This is a genomic window from Microcoleus vaginatus HSN003 (assembly GCF_022701255.1).
Lineage (GTDB): Bacteria > Cyanobacteriota > Cyanobacteriia > Cyanobacteriales > Microcoleaceae > Microcoleus > Microcoleus vaginatus_B.
The window spans coordinates 4,818,299-4,835,723 of sequence record NZ_CP031705.1 but is presented as its reverse complement, the minus strand read 5'-3'; the positions used below and the strand labels follow the sequence as shown (position 1 = coordinate 4,835,723).

Annotated in this window: 15 protein-coding genes; 9 read left to right on the top strand and 6 right to left on the bottom strand. The window is 46.2% G+C overall.

The window, feature by feature from the left end:
* Nucleotides 1–177: 177 nt before the first annotated feature.
* Complete coding sequence (locus tag D0A37_RS21015) at nucleotides 178–1,659, top strand: M16 family metallopeptidase (RefSeq protein WP_242717235.1); 1,482 nt, start codon at nucleotides 178–180, stop codon at nucleotides 1,657–1,659.
* Between the two features lie 176 nt (nucleotides 1,660–1,835).
* Here D0A37_RS21015 and D0A37_RS21010 read toward each other — a convergent pair whose 3' ends face one another.
* The 3 genes from D0A37_RS21010 to D0A37_RS21000 form a co-directional block, all read right to left on the bottom strand.
* Nucleotides 1,836–3,263 carry an IS4 family transposase gene (locus D0A37_RS21010; RefSeq protein WP_242715793.1) on the bottom strand — a complete coding sequence of 476 codons (1,428 nt, stop codon included), beginning with the start codon at nucleotides 3,261–3,263 and terminating at the stop codon, nucleotides 1,836–1,838.
* 259 nt (nucleotides 3,264–3,522) lie between these two features.
* Nucleotides 3,523–4,914: an asparagine--tRNA ligase gene (asnS, locus tag D0A37_RS21005; protein ID WP_242717233.1), complete on the bottom strand. Its 1,392-nt coding sequence runs from the start codon at nucleotides 4,912–4,914 to the stop codon at nucleotides 3,523–3,525.
* A 113-nt stretch (nucleotides 4,915–5,027) separates the two neighbouring features.
* Complete coding sequence (locus tag D0A37_RS21000; RefSeq protein WP_242717231.1) at nucleotides 5,028–5,402, bottom strand: sll0565 family protein; 375 nt, start codon at nucleotides 5,400–5,402, stop codon at nucleotides 5,028–5,030.
* Between the two features lie 211 nt (nucleotides 5,403–5,613).
* On the opposite strand from D0A37_RS21000, the gene D0A37_RS20995 reads away from it, so the two are divergent.
* On the top strand, nucleotides 5,614–5,889 hold the full coding sequence (locus D0A37_RS20995) for a DUF6439 family protein (protein WP_242717229.1): 276 nt from the start codon (nucleotides 5,614–5,616) through the stop codon (nucleotides 5,887–5,889).
* A 245-nt stretch (nucleotides 5,890–6,134) separates the two neighbouring features.
* Here the strand turns inward: D0A37_RS20995 and D0A37_RS20990 are convergent, their stop codons facing one another.
* A complete protein-coding gene (locus D0A37_RS20990) occupies nucleotides 6,135–6,623 on the bottom strand; it encodes an ATP-binding protein (protein WP_242717227.1) in 489 nt (162 codons plus the stop codon).
* Between the two features lie 697 nt (nucleotides 6,624–7,320).
* Here D0A37_RS20990 and D0A37_RS20985 point away from each other — a divergent pair.
* From D0A37_RS20985 to D0A37_RS20970, 5 genes are all read left to right on the top strand, one after another.
* A complete protein-coding gene (locus D0A37_RS20985) occupies nucleotides 7,321–8,214 on the top strand; it encodes an alpha/beta fold hydrolase (protein ID WP_242717225.1) in 894 nt (297 codons plus the stop codon).
* Nucleotides 8,215–8,303: 89 nt separating this feature from the next.
* Entirely contained in the window at nucleotides 8,304–8,633 is a 330-nt protein-coding gene (locus D0A37_RS29540) for a hypothetical protein (protein ID WP_445242423.1), read from the top strand.
* Nucleotides 8,573–9,343: an aldo/keto reductase gene (locus D0A37_RS20980; protein ID WP_445242554.1), complete on the top strand. Its 771-nt coding sequence runs from the start codon at nucleotides 8,573–8,575 to the stop codon at nucleotides 9,341–9,343. The genes D0A37_RS29540 and D0A37_RS20980 overlap by 61 nt, the downstream gene beginning before the upstream one ends.
* Nucleotides 9,344–9,508: 165 nt before the next feature.
* Nucleotides 9,509–10,912: an AAA family ATPase gene (locus D0A37_RS20975; RefSeq protein WP_242717223.1), complete on the top strand. Its 1,404-nt coding sequence runs from the start codon at nucleotides 9,509–9,511 to the stop codon at nucleotides 10,910–10,912.
* 10 nt (nucleotides 10,913–10,922) lie between these two features.
* Entirely contained in the window at nucleotides 10,923–11,453 is a 531-nt protein-coding gene (locus D0A37_RS20970; RefSeq protein ID WP_242717221.1) for a hypothetical protein, read from the top strand.
* A 172-nt stretch (nucleotides 11,454–11,625) separates the two neighbouring features.
* Here D0A37_RS20970 and D0A37_RS20965 read toward each other — a convergent pair whose 3' ends face one another.
* The gene (locus D0A37_RS20965; protein ID WP_242717219.1) at nucleotides 11,626–11,766 is read right to left on the bottom strand and encodes a hypothetical protein; all 141 of its coding nucleotides are present in this window, start codon (nucleotides 11,764–11,766) and stop codon (nucleotides 11,626–11,628) included.
* A gap of 108 nt (nucleotides 11,767–11,874) precedes the next feature.
* A complete protein-coding gene (locus tag D0A37_RS20960) occupies nucleotides 11,875–13,566 on the bottom strand; it encodes a transglutaminase domain-containing protein (protein ID WP_242725679.1) in 1,692 nt (563 codons plus the stop codon).
* A 423-nt stretch (nucleotides 13,567–13,989) separates the two neighbouring features.
* On the opposite strand from D0A37_RS20960, the gene D0A37_RS20955 reads away from it, so the two are divergent.
* Entirely contained in the window at nucleotides 13,990–14,859 is an 870-nt protein-coding gene (locus D0A37_RS20955) for a DUF928 domain-containing protein (RefSeq protein ID WP_242717217.1), read from the top strand.
* A gap of 310 nt (nucleotides 14,860–15,169) precedes the next feature.
* Nucleotides 15,170–17,290 (top strand): ShlB/FhaC/HecB family hemolysin secretion/activation protein, encoded by a 2,121-nt coding sequence (locus D0A37_RS20950; protein ID WP_242717215.1) that lies wholly within the window; start codon nucleotides 15,170–15,172, stop codon nucleotides 17,288–17,290.
* Nucleotides 17,291–17,425 lie beyond the last annotated feature (135 nt).

Sequence of the window (17,425 nt, the reverse complement as noted above, 5' to 3'; positions counted from 1 at the left end):
AACACTCTTGTCCCCCCCTTAATAAGGGGGGTTAGGGGGGATCTCGCAGTTCGCGACAAACAAGAGAGACGGTTGGTTTAACGTTAAGTTGTCACGCCTTGGGTAGAGCCTGGGAACGCAGATCCAGAGGCTAGGCCTCGCTGTAGAATTGTCACAATAAAAAACTTAGGAGAAAGGATGAAAAGGACTAAATTGAGACTGAAAAAAGTAAAGTTATTTCTGCTATCGCTTTGCTTTTTTACTGTTTCACTTGGCACGTTTAATTTGTTACCTTCCTTTGCGGCGGCCCCCAAACACTACGACGAATTAACATTTCCCCCGCTGGCCGAAATTAAACTGCCTAAATACACTCGCTTCGAGCTGAAAAATGGCATCCGAGTGTATCTGATGGAAGACCGGGAACTCCCGTTAGTCGGGGGAACGGCGCTATTTCGCACGGGCGAGCGTTTTGAACCTGCCGATAAAATTGGATTGGGAGGTTTGACGGGAGAAGTGATGCGAACTGGCGGCACGAGCTGGCATACGGCTGATGAATTAAATCAGTTGTTAGAACAGCGAGCAGCTTCGGTAGAAACGGGGATTGATGTTGCTTCTGGTACGGCTAATTTTAGTGCTTTAGCTGAAGATGTGGAACCCGTGTTTGACTTATTTGCGGAAGTGATTCGGGAGCCAATATTTGCTCAGGAAAAGTTGGATTTAGCGAAGAACCAAACTCAAGGTGCGATCGCCCGCCGCAATGACGATCCTAACGGTATTACCGGCCGCGAGTTTCAAAAATTAATTTACGGCGAGCGCAGTCCTTACGCGCGCACGGTAGAATACAAAACCCTCGCCAATATTTCCCGCGACGATTTGGTGAGTTTCTACCAAAAATATTTCCATCCCAAGAATATGATTTTGGGTATTTCTGGCGATTTTGATACAGCTAAAATGCGATCGCTAGTCGAGCAAAAATTCGGCAACTGGCAACCGAGTCAAAGTGCAGAAGTGCCTGCACTACCAAAGGTATCGCCAGCAAATGGCGGCGGCATATTTTTGGTAAATCAGCCACAATTAAGTCAAAGTTACGTGCAAATGGGACATTTGGGCGGAATGCTCAGCAGTCCAGATTACGGTGCTTTGGACGTGATGAATGGGGTTCTCAACGGTTTCGGTGGTCGTTTGTTTAATAATGTGCGATCGCGCCAAGGCTTAGCTTATTCAGTATACGCAGCTTGGAGTCCGAGGTTTGACTTTCCGGGGGTGTTTGTCGCAGGAGGCCAAACGCGATCGGATGCCACAGTACCATTTATCCAGGCCATTCGCGCCGAGATCGATCGTATCCGCACCGAACCAATTACCCCGGCAGAATTAGCTTTTGCTAAAGATTCCACCCTCAATTCTTTCATCTTCAAATTTGAAGATCCCACTCAAACTTTGTCGCGATTAATGCGCTACGAATACTACGGTTATCCCGAAGATTTCATTTTTCGCTACCGCCGCAGCATCGAAGCAGCAACAATTGCCGACGTGCAGCGCGTAGCTCAGACTTACTTGAAACCGGAGAATTTGGTAACATTAGTAGTGGGAAATAGTGCGGCAATTCAACCGCCGTTATCTAGTTTGGGAACTTCGGTGAAAGTGCAATCTGTTGATATCACAATTCCCCCCGCGACTTAATCGGTAACAAAGGCTTGCATTCCTCTGTTTTCAGGTAGGGACGCGGGCTTTCGCCCATTGGTGTCAACTTCAGCCTAAAACCCTTGATAAATATCGCTTTTAGCTGAGTCTAGATCCCCCTAAATCCCCCTTAAGAAGGGGGACTTTGAGAATATTCTTGTCCCCCCCTTATTAAGCTATGCCTTACTCACATCTTTCTTAACAAAATCAGGCTTGACATCCGGGGGGGAATGGGTGGAAACTAATTTCCATGTACCAGCAATGTCATGCAAACGTTGCCAGCCTCGCCACAGGGTCTTGACACCCGGTTCACCATCACATGAACGTCCTAAAAATCCACCTAATTTTGCAATCCAACGAATGCAATTACTTAAAGTTGGGGGTGATTCACTAGGGATAGGAGTCCCATGAATTGTGCAGTAAAGTGCTTGCCATTCATGGGTTTCGAGAATGGTGTCCCCTCCCAGCTCAGGATGATGACGAGATTCGTAAATCATCCACAATAACCGCCATGCCACAATTGTGTAGGTTGAGATTGCCCGTTCGATGCGCTCGGCAGTTTCTAATTGTAGCTGTTCTAAACCGCATCCACTTTTAAGAACGTAATGATAGCGTTCGATTAACCAACGGTAACTGTACCAGCGTAAGCACTGGACAAGATCAGAGAAACCATTAATGGGCAAGGTGGTCAATAACAACCAGCTTACAGGCTTCTCTGTGGTCGGTGGGTTGTTTTCACTAGCCAGAATCACTTGCACTGTCAGCGGCTGTAAATTTTGGTGGTGAGGGTGGCTTTGAGGAGGTAGAATTTCGACTGTTGTAGCCTGCAGGTTCAGAGTCGCTTTACGAGCTTCTCGCTGCGGATTAGCTCGCAATTCCAAGTCCAGTTGTCCGGCGATCGGTACTTTGGCGATCGCACCTTGTAGTCGCTCTACTTCTTTTGTACCATCAGAGTTCTTGACTTGACGGTTGTGATAGGCGCGAATTAACAACTGAGAATTCTCAGGTCTTTCAGTCGCTAAAAAGTCATAGATGTCGGCTTCGCGATCGGCTACCGTTAGTACAGTAATTGATTCTGGCATCACCTTCTGGGTCGCATCAAGAGCTGTTAACCAACGTTGGCTTTCTTTGTCTTTGGTTTCGGTTTGATTTCTGGAATGCTTCTTACCAATAGTCGCAGGATCTCGCGCCCATACTTGTTGGTGCAACACTCCTAATGGTACTCCATTGGCAGAGCTACAAAATACTGAGTGAACTTTCAGACCCCGACTGGTGGCACTATCCAAGTGTCCCATTCCTTTCTTGCTGGGATGGTGGGTGAAATTCAGTTCTGTGGTGTCCTGAATCGCCAGAACCATTGGGTGTACTTTGATTCGTTCGATGGTACTTCTTTGGTGGGCTTGGCGAATCGCATCTGACGAGACTCGTGGAGATGACCAAAAGTCATAAGCCCCTTGGGTGGCTGCCCAATCCCCTGATGCTTGTGGCACAGTGGCATGGGGCTGTGAGGCTAAGTCTGAGACAATTCGCACCAGTCTTTTCTGGCGACGCCGATCGCCTAAACAAGCAAATTGTAGTTCTGCTACTGCCCATTCTGCCGTCATAGTTCCTCACTCGCCTCTGATACCGTAATTTCAGGCTTACTTGATTCGGTTCCTGGTTGTCAATCCTACTCCAAGGGAGCGAGCGCCCGGAGGTCGCTCCGGCTTGAGCCGGAGCGCCTTTGTTAAGAAAGATGTGAGTAAGGCATAGCTTCTTAAGGGGGGCTAGGGGGGATCGAGGCTTAATCGTCCGACAGCAGACTGATACTACGTTTGACGTTAAGTTGACACCAATGGGCTCTTGGAGTGTCCCTACGTTTTGCTAAAAATCAATGCTCAAAGGTGCTCGGGGAAACGGAATCACATCCCGAATATTCCCCATTCCCGTCATAAACTGCACTAACCGCTCAAATCCCAGACCAAACCCAGCGTGAGGCACAGTACCGTAGCGGCGCAAATCCAAATACCACCACAATTCCTCCTTATTCATACCCTGCGCTTCCATGCGCCGCTCCAACACATCCAGCCTTTCTTCCCGCTGCGAACCCCCGATAATTTCCCCAATATTAGGAGCCAAAACATCCATTGCTCGCACGGTTTTCTCGTCCTCATTTAAACGCATATAAAATGCTTTAATCCCGACGGGATAATCGCTGACAATTGTCGGCTTTTTAAACAAGTCCTCAGCCAAATAACGCTCGTGTTCCGACTGCAAATCCAAGCCCCAACTGACCGGAAAATCAAACTTTTTGTCGGCTTTTTCCAAAAGTGCGATCGCCTCGGTATAAGTAATCCGCTCGAACTGATTATTAATGATATTTTCAGCCGTAGCCAAAACCGTCTTGTCAATGCGCTCGTTGAAAAACTCCATATCTTCCGGGCAACGATCCAAAACGTATTTAAAAATGTACTTTAAAAACGCCTCAGCCAAATCCATATCTCCCTGCAAATCGCAGAAAGCCATCTCCGGTTCAATCATCCAAAACTCGGCCAAATGCCGCGAAGTATTAGAATTTTCCGCTCGGAAAGTCGGGCCAAAAGTGTAAACATTTCCGAAAGCCATCGCCATAACTTCCGCTTCCAACTGGCCGCTAACTGTTAAATAGGCGCGCTTTCCAAAAAAGTCTTTAGCATAATCAACGTCTTGCGAATCAGTGCGCGGCACATTCTTTAAATCAAAGTTGGTAACGGCGAACATTTCCCCCGCCCCTTCGCAGTCAGTAGCAGCAATAATCGGAGTATGAACCCACAAAAAACCGCGTTCTTGAAAAAATTGGTGTACCGCCGCTGAACAAGCATTTCGCACTCGAAAGACAGCACCGTGCGTGTTTGTGCGCGGCCGCAAATGCGCGATTGTCCGCAAGAATTCAAAGGAATGGCGCTTTTTTTGCAGCGGATAAGTTTGCGGGTCTGCATCGCCGTAAACTTGTACTTGTGAGGCTTTCAACTCAATTCGCTGTCCTTTTGCTGGAGACGCTACCAGCACTCCCGACACTTCTAGAGATGCACCTGTATTCAGTTGTTTCAGTACATTTTCAAAGTCTGGCAAATCGGAATTTATGACTACTTGCAAGTTAGCCATGGCCGAACCGTCGTTGACTTCGACAAAGGCAAATTCTTTCAATTCGCGCTTAGTACGAACCCAACCTTGAACAGTTACAGTTTCGTCGGGTTCACCTGCGCGCAAAATTGCTGCTATTCGTTGATTTGTCATATCCACTCCTATTTATTTAATATTTATTTTGCACCATCTTTCTCTCTTTTCTCTTCCTCTGCGTCCTCTGCGCCCTCTGCGGTAAATAAAAAAATCAAAAATCCCAACATAGTTCAACCTGCATAGGATTTCAAAATCCAACCGATCAAAATACCGAGTCCCCCAAAGCGAACTGCTTGCCAAAAAGGTTGTTTTATGCTTCCCCAAGAAAACAGGCTGCTTTCTAAATTCAACTCGATAGTTTCCAATTCTTGCTCAATTTCCCGCAATTCTTTTTTGAGTTGCGGCAATGGATTTTGGCGCTTGGACTGGCGGATTTCTTCGCGCCGATGGCCGAGTTCGACTTGGCGCTGTCGATCGACCTGAATTTGAGTGTACCGTTCTTTCAGTGCCGCGAGCGATCGCTCCACTGCTGCGAGCGCTTGAACAAACTCACTTTCATCATCTCCCGGTGTCTCTCGATTTAAATCTGACGGCTGTTGAGGCATTTCGATCTGCAAACCTGACAATAATAAAAAAAACCGATTTCCAATTAAGTTGTTATTATATGCAGTATATTTTCTAAATTAAGGAACTCTAGCCAAATAGACATAAGTATAGCAACTTTATCGGCATTTAAAACGTTTTTAATTGCTGAAACCATTGATTTTATCGCATTTTCCTTCTTCCTTCTTCCTTCTTCCTTCTTCCTTACCACCTATGCTTGAAACTACACAAACAACCCAAACTGTCAACCTCAACGAGCTGAGCACGGTAGAACTAGCCCAAGCTCTAGCCGCGCGCCTCGCCATCCACGAAAAAGATTGGCACCGCCTCAAAGCCAACCGTTCCGCGCGGGCCGGAGAGCAAGCTGCGGCCGCTTTGGTCTTTTTGCTCAAAAAACAGCCAGAAGAAGCTCTCCCGCGCTTAAAACAAGCAGCAGGATGGCTGGATCGATCGATATCTGCTCCTGCCTGTCCCACCCACGGCAAATAATTTTGAGTTTTGAGTATTGAGTTTTGGCTTGATTAGTCGCTCAAAAATTAGACAATCGCGCCGCTCGATCGAGCAGCGCGATTGTGAGTTCAAAAGATTTATACTTTTTTAACTCAAAACTCACATTTTGCATTATGATCAGCTATCAATAGCCCGAACGTTCAAATTCTCACTGCAAACTTCAGCCCAAGAACGAAAAATTTTCCAGGTCTAGCTGAGGTGAAAACTGCTGCCAAATAGCAGTTCTAGCGCAAGCGAGGCAGTCGGTAGCGACTGGTAAGTTCTTTGCACAGCCGTAACTCTGTACCTTGAGAATTCCACTCTACCCGATCGAATATTTGGTAAAGAATAAACAACCCCCTACCACATTCCTGTTCCACATTAGGTAGTCCAGAGTTATCTGCAACGTCCTCTGCGAGGAGATTGTCGCAATCATCGGTATAAAGGTTACAACTGCAAGGGGCATTAAAGCCAGAACCTTCATCCGATATTACCCACCAATATTGGTTTTGGACGATCGAAAAACGGACTCCAACAGTTTTACCGGGGTCTAGTTTGTTTCCATGCTTAGCAGCATTTACCAAAGCTTCTTGAAGCCCCAACCGCAATTCCGCTTGCCAGACATCTGGCACCTCTGCTAGGAGCAGATCCAAAATAGGACAAAGGTATAGAGTAGAAGCGAAGCTAATCGTAATCCAATTGCGTCCGACGGGACGAGGTGAAATAGCAATCACTCAGAAAACTCCCTAACTTTCAGGTGGATAAAGTTCACACCCTGCATAGTTGGCTCCCTAGTATTCAAAATGCTAATTAATTGAGCGGCGCAGCTCTACTTCTATCTTAGAGTATCAAAGCAATTAAGAACAGCTAACAACGTCACAAAATATTCAGGGATTCTGAGAAACTTCTGCAGAGAACCATCAGTAATTTTACTTATAACTTCTCCCGGTCACGAAATTTTTGATTTCAGCTTTTGCCAACTCGCAACGCTTAGGTTCGCTTCATCCCCCAAGCCGTCAACACCTTTTGAACAAACGATCCCCACCTGGAAAAGCTCGGAAATAACTATAAAAAAGTCGATCCCTTAACGCTCGCCAATCAGGTTCGACCCTCGCCGCCAAGCTTTGCACCGAGCCCCCCAGAGCTATCTCTTACCGCCACACAGCACAATCATCATACCTAGGTATGTTGCAGCCAAAACCCGATTTATTCTGCCAAATGCGATCGGGCAAAACATCTCCTATTGCTGCGCCCCTCACAAAATCAATATTCGTTACAAAAGTTATTAATCATGAGTGCGGAATATCGCCAGATCTCAACTCGCTCACATTGACGCATCCTTTGCTAGCGGAACCCCAGCGCGGATGCCAAACTTTATAAATCTGAGCGTCGCGATACAATAGTTAAAGTAAATAATTATTTCTTTACATTATGCAAGCAACCCCAGCCATCACCACAGCCCCCATCGCCGGCACATACTGGCAGTGGCGGGGGCATTCAGTATACTACGTTCGATCCAGCGATCGGCATCCAGAACGCCCTCCCCTGCTGTTAATTCACGGTTTTGGAGCGTCCACAGACCACTGGCGCAAAAATATCAGCGGCCTGAGCAAAGACTTTGAAGTGTGGGCGATCGACCTGATCGGATTCGGGCGATCGGCAAAACCCGAATTGCAGTACAGCGGCGACCTCTGGCGCGACCAACTCCACGACTTTATCACCAACATCATCGGCCGACCCGCCGTACTAGCCGGCAACTCCCTCGGAGGCTACGCCGCCTTGTGTGTAGCAGCCCAGCGCCCCGAATCAGCAGCCGGACTCATACTAATCAACAGCGCCGGCCCCTTCAGCGAACCGCAGCCCGCACCTGAAGCCCCGCCTTTGCAAAAAGCCATCTCTGCGGTAGCTAAAACTTTATTTCAGCAAGATTGGGCAAGTTTTCTACTGTTCCAGTACGTGCGCCAGCGATCGACAATTCGGAAAACCCTAGAAAAAGTTTATCTCGACCAAAGCGCCGTCACAGACCAATTAGTAGAAGAAATTTACCTTCCCTCCTGCGATCCCGGTGCCCCCAAAGTATTCGCTTCCGTATTCCGAACACCCCAAGGCGAAAAAATTGACGTATTACTTAGTCAATTAAACTGCCGGTTGCTAATGCTGTGGGGAGAAGGCGATCCGTGGATGAATTCCGCAGAAAGAAGCGCCAAATTTCGCAAACACTATCCGCAGTTGACAGAACACTTTATCAAAGCTGGTCACTGTCCCCACGACGAAGTACCAGAACAGATAAACGAACTGATTCGCACATGGATAATTGACCAATAGTCGATCGGCACATCGATAATTTTCCCCCGGCCATCTCCTCCCTCGGAGAGGGGGAAAATTATCCGATTTGCAGTAAAAATTTATGTATTGTGCCAACAAAAACGCGGTTAATTTCTCTCACATATTCTGAGGAGACGGAAACAATGGCCCGCAAAAAGACTCGCCGCAATTTTATATTGAGCAGTATAGCTGTTGCCAGCGGCATTGCAGGTGCTAAGGCGATCGAACAGCAGGAGGGGGAAATCGCAGCCGCACCCAATAACCAGGCGGCCGCCACAGTAAAAATGCCAGAAAGACTGTTAGGTAACACCGGGGTGAAAGTGCCGATTTTCGGTTTGGGGGGGCCGGACAAACACCGCTGTCGCAGCCGGGAAGAGAAGCAGAAGCAGCGGCGCAAATTGAACGCGCGATCGAACTAGGCATTCGCTATTTTGACACGGCGGCCGAGTACGGGCCCAGCGAAGAAAACTTAGGCAAAGTTTTGCCACCATATCGATCGCGCCTATTCCTAGCCACAAAAACCTCCGCCAGAGACAGAGACGGCGCGTGGAGAGACTTAGAGCAATCGCTCAAAAGATTAAAAACCGATCGACTAGACTTGTGGCAACTCCACCACGTCTCATTCCAAGCCGAATTAGACCAAATTTTCAGTGCCAAAGGAGCAATAAAGGCGATCGAAGAAGCCAAAGAGCAAAAAATAATTCGTTTTTCCGGCATCACCGGACACCACGAACCTGCTATCATTGTGGCCGGCTTGGAGCGCTATCCTTTCGACACAACATTAATCTCCCTCAACGCCGCCGAAAAACATCACCCGCGCTCCTTTGTTACCAGCGCTTTACCAGTAGCCAAAGCAAAAAACATTGGCGTCATAGCCATGAAAATACCCGCTTACGGCAAATTATTTCAGAACGGTGTTTTAGATGGAATGCACCAAGCAATGGGCTACACGCTTTCACTTCCAGGCGTGCACTGCTGCGTCATCGCCGCCGAGTCAGTAAAGCAATTAGAAGAAAACTTTAAAGTTGCCCAAGCATTCAAACCCCTGAACACAACAGAAATGGCAGCACTTGAAAAACGCACCGCCGCCGCTTGGCAAGAAAATACATTTTTCCGACAGTGGACTTAGATCTGATGTTGGGAAATGCGGCGCGATTGCGTCGCATTTCTCCTTTATGTTAATTTTGAGCATAAATTACAAATCCTGGTAGAATTAGTTGAGTAACTAAACATAAATAAAACTCACTGCCGATCGTACCCTCGATCTGATAGTTTATCAACAGGAAAATATTCAATGAAAGTAGAAATTAAGAACTTAGGTGTTATTGAAAAAGCTGAAATTGATTTGAAGCCTTTAACTGTTTTTATTGGTGGTAATGGTGAAGGCAAAACTTGGGCTGCATACACTTTGTCAGCTATCTTTGGGCAGCAGGGATACCGACATTACTTGAAAGCTTATCTTGACGGTAACACCCAACAAGGATATCCAACCTTAGATAGCGCAGTTCAGCAGCTTTTTGAGGAAGGTAATGCACAAATTGACGCTATTCAATTTGCTAATGAATATGCCGAAACTTATATTAATGATGTGGCTCGTTTAGCTCCCAACAGGATGCGATCGTTTATGGCTACGGAACGAGCCAATTTTAATGATTTGCAAGTACATTTAAATTTAGCAGAAACAAAGGCAGAGTTTTTGGAAAGGATAAAAGCTGCTTCAGTACAGAGAAAAATTTCTTTAGGGTTACTAAATGCTCTTAAAGAAACAGGAGATGGAATACTATACTTCTATTCAGAAGGAGACATTTTGAAAAAGCTCCCTAGAAAAGCGATTAAGCAATTCGTGGTTCGGGAAATTTTCCAGATACTCCACAGAGCCTTTTATGATTATATATATACATTTCCGACTGAAAGAACGGCTTTTATAACTTTTCCATTTAGCCCTTTTCCACGTCGAGAAGTTAGAACTGAAGAACTTTTAACAGACACAGATCAATCTGAATTTGAACAAAGAGGGACGCCTTTAGTTGAACCAGTAAAGAATTTTTTGAACATGATTATACTTAGTTATCAAAAAGAACACAGACAACGCAGAGAAGAGGAAATCAATAAAAATCCCCAGCTAGGGGAATATGTGAAGTTGGCTGATTTTTTGGAAAAGGAGATTTTACGAGGAACCGTTGGTTTTGAGACAGCCGAATTGCGAGAAGAACTACTTTTTCAACCTGAAGAAAATACTAAGTTGGAGATGCCGATTGTTTCCTCAATGGTAAAAGAACTAGCTCCATTAGTTCTCTGTTTGCGCTATTTAGTAGAACGCAATGAGTTGCTGATAATTGACGAACCCGAAATGAACTTACACCCCGCAGCTCAAGTGGAAATTGCTGAATTCTTGGCGATGTTAGTTAATGCTGGGTTGCACGTCTTAATTACAACCCACAGTCCGTACATTGTTGACCATCTTGCTAATCTGATGCAAGCCGCTAAACATGAAGATCCCGATAGCATTAAAGAAATGTTTTACTTAGAACGAACTGATGCCTTTATTCCTCAAGAAAAAGTTTCAGTCTATTTGTTTGAAGATGGAACAGCCACAAACATTATCAGTGAAGAAGGTACAATAAATTGGGAAACTTTTGGTCGAGTGTCTGATGATGTTTCTCGCATTTATGCTAATTTACTGAAAATTCAAGATTGAGAGACAGTTAATGCCTTTTGAAAATTTGCTTTTATCCTCCTGTTTACTTCCAGGTCAAACCGCTTTTAAGGAAAGTAAAGCTTCCGTAGAAGTAAAACCCCTAGCGGGCGAAACAATACTTTTTTTTAACATAGATGACAAATCAAATCCTGGTTGCAAGCTGCGTGAATTGTTATGGGGAACAGAAAAAGGTCAAAAAATGTGCGACCTGATTGTGTTTTACGCTACAGACAGCAAGCGCGTTATCTGTTTTGTAGAATTAAAAGATAATATAAGTGATTTAGGTCATGCCACAGAGCAAGTAATTAATACATACAATACTTTCAAGAGACATCTGCAAAAAAGTTATACGGCGAAAGCATTTATTTATGCGTGTGCCGGTTCTTCACCCCGCGAACATGAAAAATATCAGAGAGAGTTATTAAAGGAGTTTGGGAAAAATAATTTTGATTTTAATGACAGAAGTAATGATGCTTTAGGTAATTTGTTGCGGGGAACCCTATCTAAACCAGGTGGAGGGAAGCGGAAAAATAAAAAGTAGAAAAAATCGGTCAATTAAGGCTATTCAATAAGATTTTTTTGAAGCGCTACACCTATATTTTCTCTTTCGTTGCACCTCTGCGGTGAAAATACGTCAAATCAAAAAACAAGGCGACCTGGTTTGGTCGCCTTGTTTTTTATCATAAAGAATGCAATTTGTCAACAGCAAACCGCTACTTTTTTTTCCGTTTAGCCTTATCTAACCGCCTGCGATCGCGCCATTCAACCGCCGTCAAATAAGCGACCCCGCCAGTCACCGTCACCAGCAGTACAAAGGCAACTAAAACGAGAATATTAGCAATCGAAAATTCCACAACCCCTCTTCCTCTGATTTTACATTTTCTACTTTCGATTTTAGATTAAAAATGTTAACAATTAACAGTTGAATGTTGACGGCTAACTGTTAATTGTTAACACTCGATTCAAACTGCTGGCAAATCTTCCAAGATTGTAAACCTCACATGATTAATTGCCAGAGTCCCCACGGAAACATCCTCCTTGTTTAAAGGAAGACCGCCGCTCGTGAGACTTTGAAACCGAATTCCCTTGCCAATTTCTACGTGATACCAAGCCAAACCCATAAAAAAGCGCAAAGGATAAGGGCCTCTGTCTTGAATATCATCAGGATTAGATTCCATCGGCACCCAGCCAAAACCCGGAATGTAAAACTCCAGCCAAACGTGATTGAAATCTGGCTCCAGCGACACACCTTTTCTGTCAGCAAAAGCCGGACACTTGTAGCGCCCGACCGTGCGGCAAGCAATCCGATTTAACCTTGCCAAAGCCAACAACAAGCCCACGTACTCGCCACAAGAACCGATGCCGCGGCGTAATACAATATCGGGAGTGTCAATGTGAGGCCTAATCCCGTAAGAAAGTTGGTCGTAAACAAAATTGCGAATGCTCAGTAACTGCCTCAGAATATTAGTTTCTGAGCCAATGGCAGCCACAGCAGCCGATCGCACAATCTCTGTATCCATCGCCAAATTGTCATTATCCACCAAATACTTAGCTGCAAACTCCGGCGACAGCTTGGGAATCTTTTCGACATCCCGAGGCGACACCTGATACTTAATCGATCGAACTTCTAACAAAGCCTTCCAGCCAAAAATTCGGCGTTCCCCAGGGTGCAGGCGATCGAACTTAAACACCGCCACCCGTTCCCCTTCCAGAATTTCCTCCGTAAAAGGCATTCCGATCGGCGTAACACTCCTTACTTTTTGCCGATGAGTTTCCGAAGGCAAAGCAATCCGCCACTCCAAATTTTCGATTTCTACCTCATCGAGAGGAGACAGTTCCTCCACATAAGACATTTCCATCAAAAAACCGTTTGACAGAGCGTAGCGCTCGGCTTCATTGTAGTGAAAATACAAAGGCTGAATAAAAGTGCGATCGCGCTTCGTCACCTGAAAAGGATCTTCCGAATTCGGGTCATCCCGGATGTAAAGTTCCTCCCCGGCATAAGCCACGTACAGAACCTCCTCCCCGGTTTCGGAATCCTTGTGAAAAGCCAAACCAGAAGGCGACTCAAAGGGAGTCAAAACGCTAAACTTAATCTCCCCAGTTCCCCGTTCCAAACAGTAAACAGTTTGCTCAATTTTGTCGCAAACCCAAATTTCCTCATCCCGGACGGTGATATTTTCCCCCCCTATACCGGGAGCGTAAAACCGAGTAATTTCCCTACCAGTTTGCAGGTCAAAAACCAGAATAGATCCCAATCTTTGGCAAGTGACATAAAGCGTAGATTTCCAAACAGCAATCCCGTCAGCAGGATAAGGAAGGGAAACAAAATGTTCGGGTTTGAGTTCAGCGATCGCCCCGTCCCGAATTGCGCCCCGACAGCAACAAATATCCTCATCCCGCGCAAACCAGAGAGTATCTTCCGAAATAGCCAGCCCGGTTGCGCCCGCAAACTTAGCCGTTTGATAAGGATTTAAAACTGTAGTGTTGTCAGTTTCTAGATCGATCTCCAATAGCAGCCCTTCGGCGCGATCGACAGCGAACAACCTATTTCCTAAAAAAGCAATGCCGTGCAGTGCCAAGACTCCGATGGGTCTGACCATCCGCAGCCCCGAAGGCTGTTTATCCGAGAGAACAGGTGAATCGAGATTCATGCTAAATTTCTTGCCGGTATTGTACAGAAAACCTGATATGTAACTTGTAGCCGATCGCTTGAGGTTCACCAGCAAAATTGCCGAGTTTCCTGATATCCAGGACTGACGCATCAACCTGGTGTTTTTACGAAAATAATTCGTTTTAGCCTCTTGTCGGAGTTAGAAAACCCGGAATATTAGCCTGGGTCAAAGTTGGGTTTAACAAGCTCAACCGAACCTGCTGCCGTCACTGCAAGTAAGTATAACTACTAAGCTACCACTGAAAAACGCGACAGAGCATTCTATGTTGAGCAGAACGGCGAAACTAATCGTATCTGCCTAAAGATATAAATTAAGTTCAACAGATTACTAGATTCGCCAAAACCTTAGGTAGAATAAAACCGTGCGATAAAGTTCCTAGGTTCATCAGAAGGCAGGTTCGTCATGGCTTTGAAGTCTGCTCTAAATATCGGTGTTTTTTCCTTAATTCTGTCTTTAGAGGCAGTTGCCGCCGGTAGTTTTTTAATACCAGCAGAGGCTCTCAACAGCCCCGCAAACATTGTCCAGCGGCCCTCACGACCGCAGCTACCCCTCAACTGGCAAGCAGTTCAACCCCCTGAACCCAGCGGGCCCAGACCGAACAGCCAGCAATTGAGATCCGCGTGGAATAGCTTTCAACCCCCAGAGGACGGAGTACCCGGAAGGCGGGAAGGAGGAGGAACCCGTGGCTTAGAATGCCCCACGGCCACCACTGCTTTAACTGCCTTAATTCCCCAATCAACTATGGGGCAAACCATATCAGCAACACCGACATTTTTCTACTACCTTCCCATAGCCCTCGACAAAACAGTTCAGTTTGAGTTAGCAGACGAAAGAGACAAAACACTATACAAAAAAAGTTTTCGGATGGTAACTAGCCGTGCTGGTATCGTTAGCGTCCGCCTCGACTCCGACGGCAACTCACCAGCCTTGGAAGTTGGCAAAAACTATCAATGGTACTTTACTATCAAATGCAACCCAAAAAACTCTACAGAGGATGTTCTCGTTTCCGGGTGGATCAACCGCACTGCACTCGTCCCAACAGTGAAAACAGAGTTGGATCGATCGCCCGATCGTCGCGCCAAGCTCATCATCTTCGCCCAACAAGGCCTCTGGTACGAGTACCTGGCAACTCTAGCTCAATTGCGTATGGAGTCTCCCAGCGATGCCAGTTTAGCGCTCAAGTGGTTAGAAGTGTTGAACTCAGTCGAACTCGGCAAAATCGCCCAAGAACCCTTAGTCGCAAGTGAGTTAACACCCATCACAAAAAAATAATTCGACATTAGTTTCACAAAAGAATGCAACCCTAGGCCCGTACCCCAAACCCTGATAGCCATAAGTCATTGCCAAATCTAAAATCTAAAATCTAAAATCTAAAATGGTATGACTTCTGGAGCAAGTACCAAAAACCAGGTTTCGATTGCGGTATTTGGCAGCGTCACAGATGGTTTTTGCCTATTCGGGGTTTTGGGGTCGATCGTTGTAAATAAATGAAAATTTTTGTGCTAATAAGCCGGAATCGCTCGCTTGCCTCTTGAAAGCCGGAGTGGGGAAATTTTTATTGTTAAATTGCGCTCAATACTAAATGATAAACTGGCAGAGTCAAGCAGCATACCAACTTATTTTAGACAAAATATTAATTATGCGCCCGAGTGCAAATATTGCAATATTTCGGTTGGCGATTTCACTTCTGACTGGACTCCCCATTGCTTGCTTTTATGCCAATAAAGCTATATCCCAAACCAACGATATTTCTCTGTTGCCCGTCCCCGCTGACAACTCAGCAGATACGGGCAATCAAGTATTAGCACTGCAAAAACTGGAAACCAAGCAAGATGAAGCTGCCACAAACTTAAATCAACTCCCCGATTGGATCGAGACCAACCCTGAACCAGAAACACAATCGAACCCCGCCGAGAACAGCCAAGATGGTTGTTCCACAATCGATGAAACTGCTTGTGGTGCGGGAATCTTGCCCGAACAAACAAATCTCGTTGACAACGAGCCCAAATGTCAGAACCAGCTAGATTGCAATCATGTTTTAGCCCAGAACCAACCCTCGCTGCCTCCAAACCTGCCACCGCCGCCGACGGAGCCCGATCCAAATCGCGATCGATTTCTGCAACCGGCCCCGCAGCCTTCCCCAGAACCTCCCCAAGTACCGCCCACAGTAGCGCCGGGGCGCCCGTCGCCAGTTCCCCCAACGCTGCCGAATACACCAATTGAGGTGCAGAAAATTCAAGTAGTTGGCAGCACAATTTTAAGCCAAGACGAAATTAATGCCTTAGTCAACCCGTTAGAAGGCCGTTCTACCACCCTAGAACAGCTCAAACAAATCGCCGACAAAATTACCGAAATTTACCTCAATCGTGGCTACATCACTTCGAGAGCAGTCTTGCCGCCCCAAACAATCACCGCAGGGGTAGTCCAAATTCAAGTGATTGAAGGCAAGCTAGCCCGAATTGAGGTAGAAGGAACTAAAAGATTGAATCCAAGTTACATCCGCAGCCGGATTCGACTCGGTGCCCGAATGCCTTTAAGCACAGCTTCATTAGAAGACCAACTCCGGCTGCTGCGAGTCGATCCTTTATTTGACAATGTAGAAGCCAGCCTGCGGGCTGGGGATAATGAAGGCGAGAGCATTCTGATCGTCCGAGTCTCGGAAGCTAACCCATTTCAACCTACTTTCAGCATTGACAATTACTCGCCTCCCAGTGTCGGTTCCGAAAGATTGGGAGTTAGTTTGCGGCACCGCAATATAACAGGAAATGGCGACGAACTGGCAGGGGCTTATTACCGATCGCTCGGCGATTCAGACGTGTTTGATTTTAGCTATCGCGTGCCGCTAAATGCGATGAACGGCACTTTGCAATTGAGGGCAGCGCCGAATCGCAACAGTATTGTACAAGCAGATTTTAAACGTTTTGACATTTCGGGAAAATCGCATTTATTTGAAGTTAGTTACCGCCAGCCGCTGCGGAGAACGCCGATCGAAGAATTTGCCTTGTCTGCCGGTTTTACTTATCAAACAGGTAGAACTTTTCTCGCTGGCGAGCCGTTTCCTTTTGGCATCGGCCCGGACTCCAATGGTGTCACCACTACCAGCGCAATTAAGCTGGGACAGGACTACATTCGGCGCGACCCCCAGGGTGCTTGGGCCTTGCGATCGCAATTTACGATCGGCACTAGCTTGTTTGATGCTACTCAAAACGAAGGTTCAGATCCAGACGGACAATTTTTTAGTTGGCTGGGTCAAGTGCAGCGAGTACAGCGATTGAATGACAAACATTTATTAATTTTGCAGGCAGACTTGCAGTTGTCAGCTAATAGTTTGTTGCCTTCACAGCAATTTGTAATAGGCGGCGGGCAATCTTTGCGCGGCTACCGCCAAAATGTCCGTTCTGGCGATAACGGATTCAGAGTTTCGATCGAGGATCGGATTACTTTGCAGCGCGATGCTTCGGGAAATCCCAAACTTCAATTGGCTCCTTTTTTGGATGCGGGTACGGTGTGGAACATGGCGAACAATCCTAATAAGTTAACCAATCAGACATTTTTAGCCGGTGTGGGTTTAGGGGTAATCTGGGAACCAATACAGCGGGTGAACCTGCGCGTAGATTACGCTTTTCCTTTGGTGAGAATTAGCGATCGGGGCGACAATCTGCAAGATAAGGGACTTTACTTCAACATAATTTATACGCCATGAGGGGGGAGTGGGAGAGAGGGAGAGAGGGAGAGGGGGAGAGTGGGAGATGAAGAAAATATTTCCTTCTTCCCTCTTCGTTCTTCCTTCTTCCATCCGTTACATCCGTTACTTGCATCCGTTACCGAACTTCCCTCT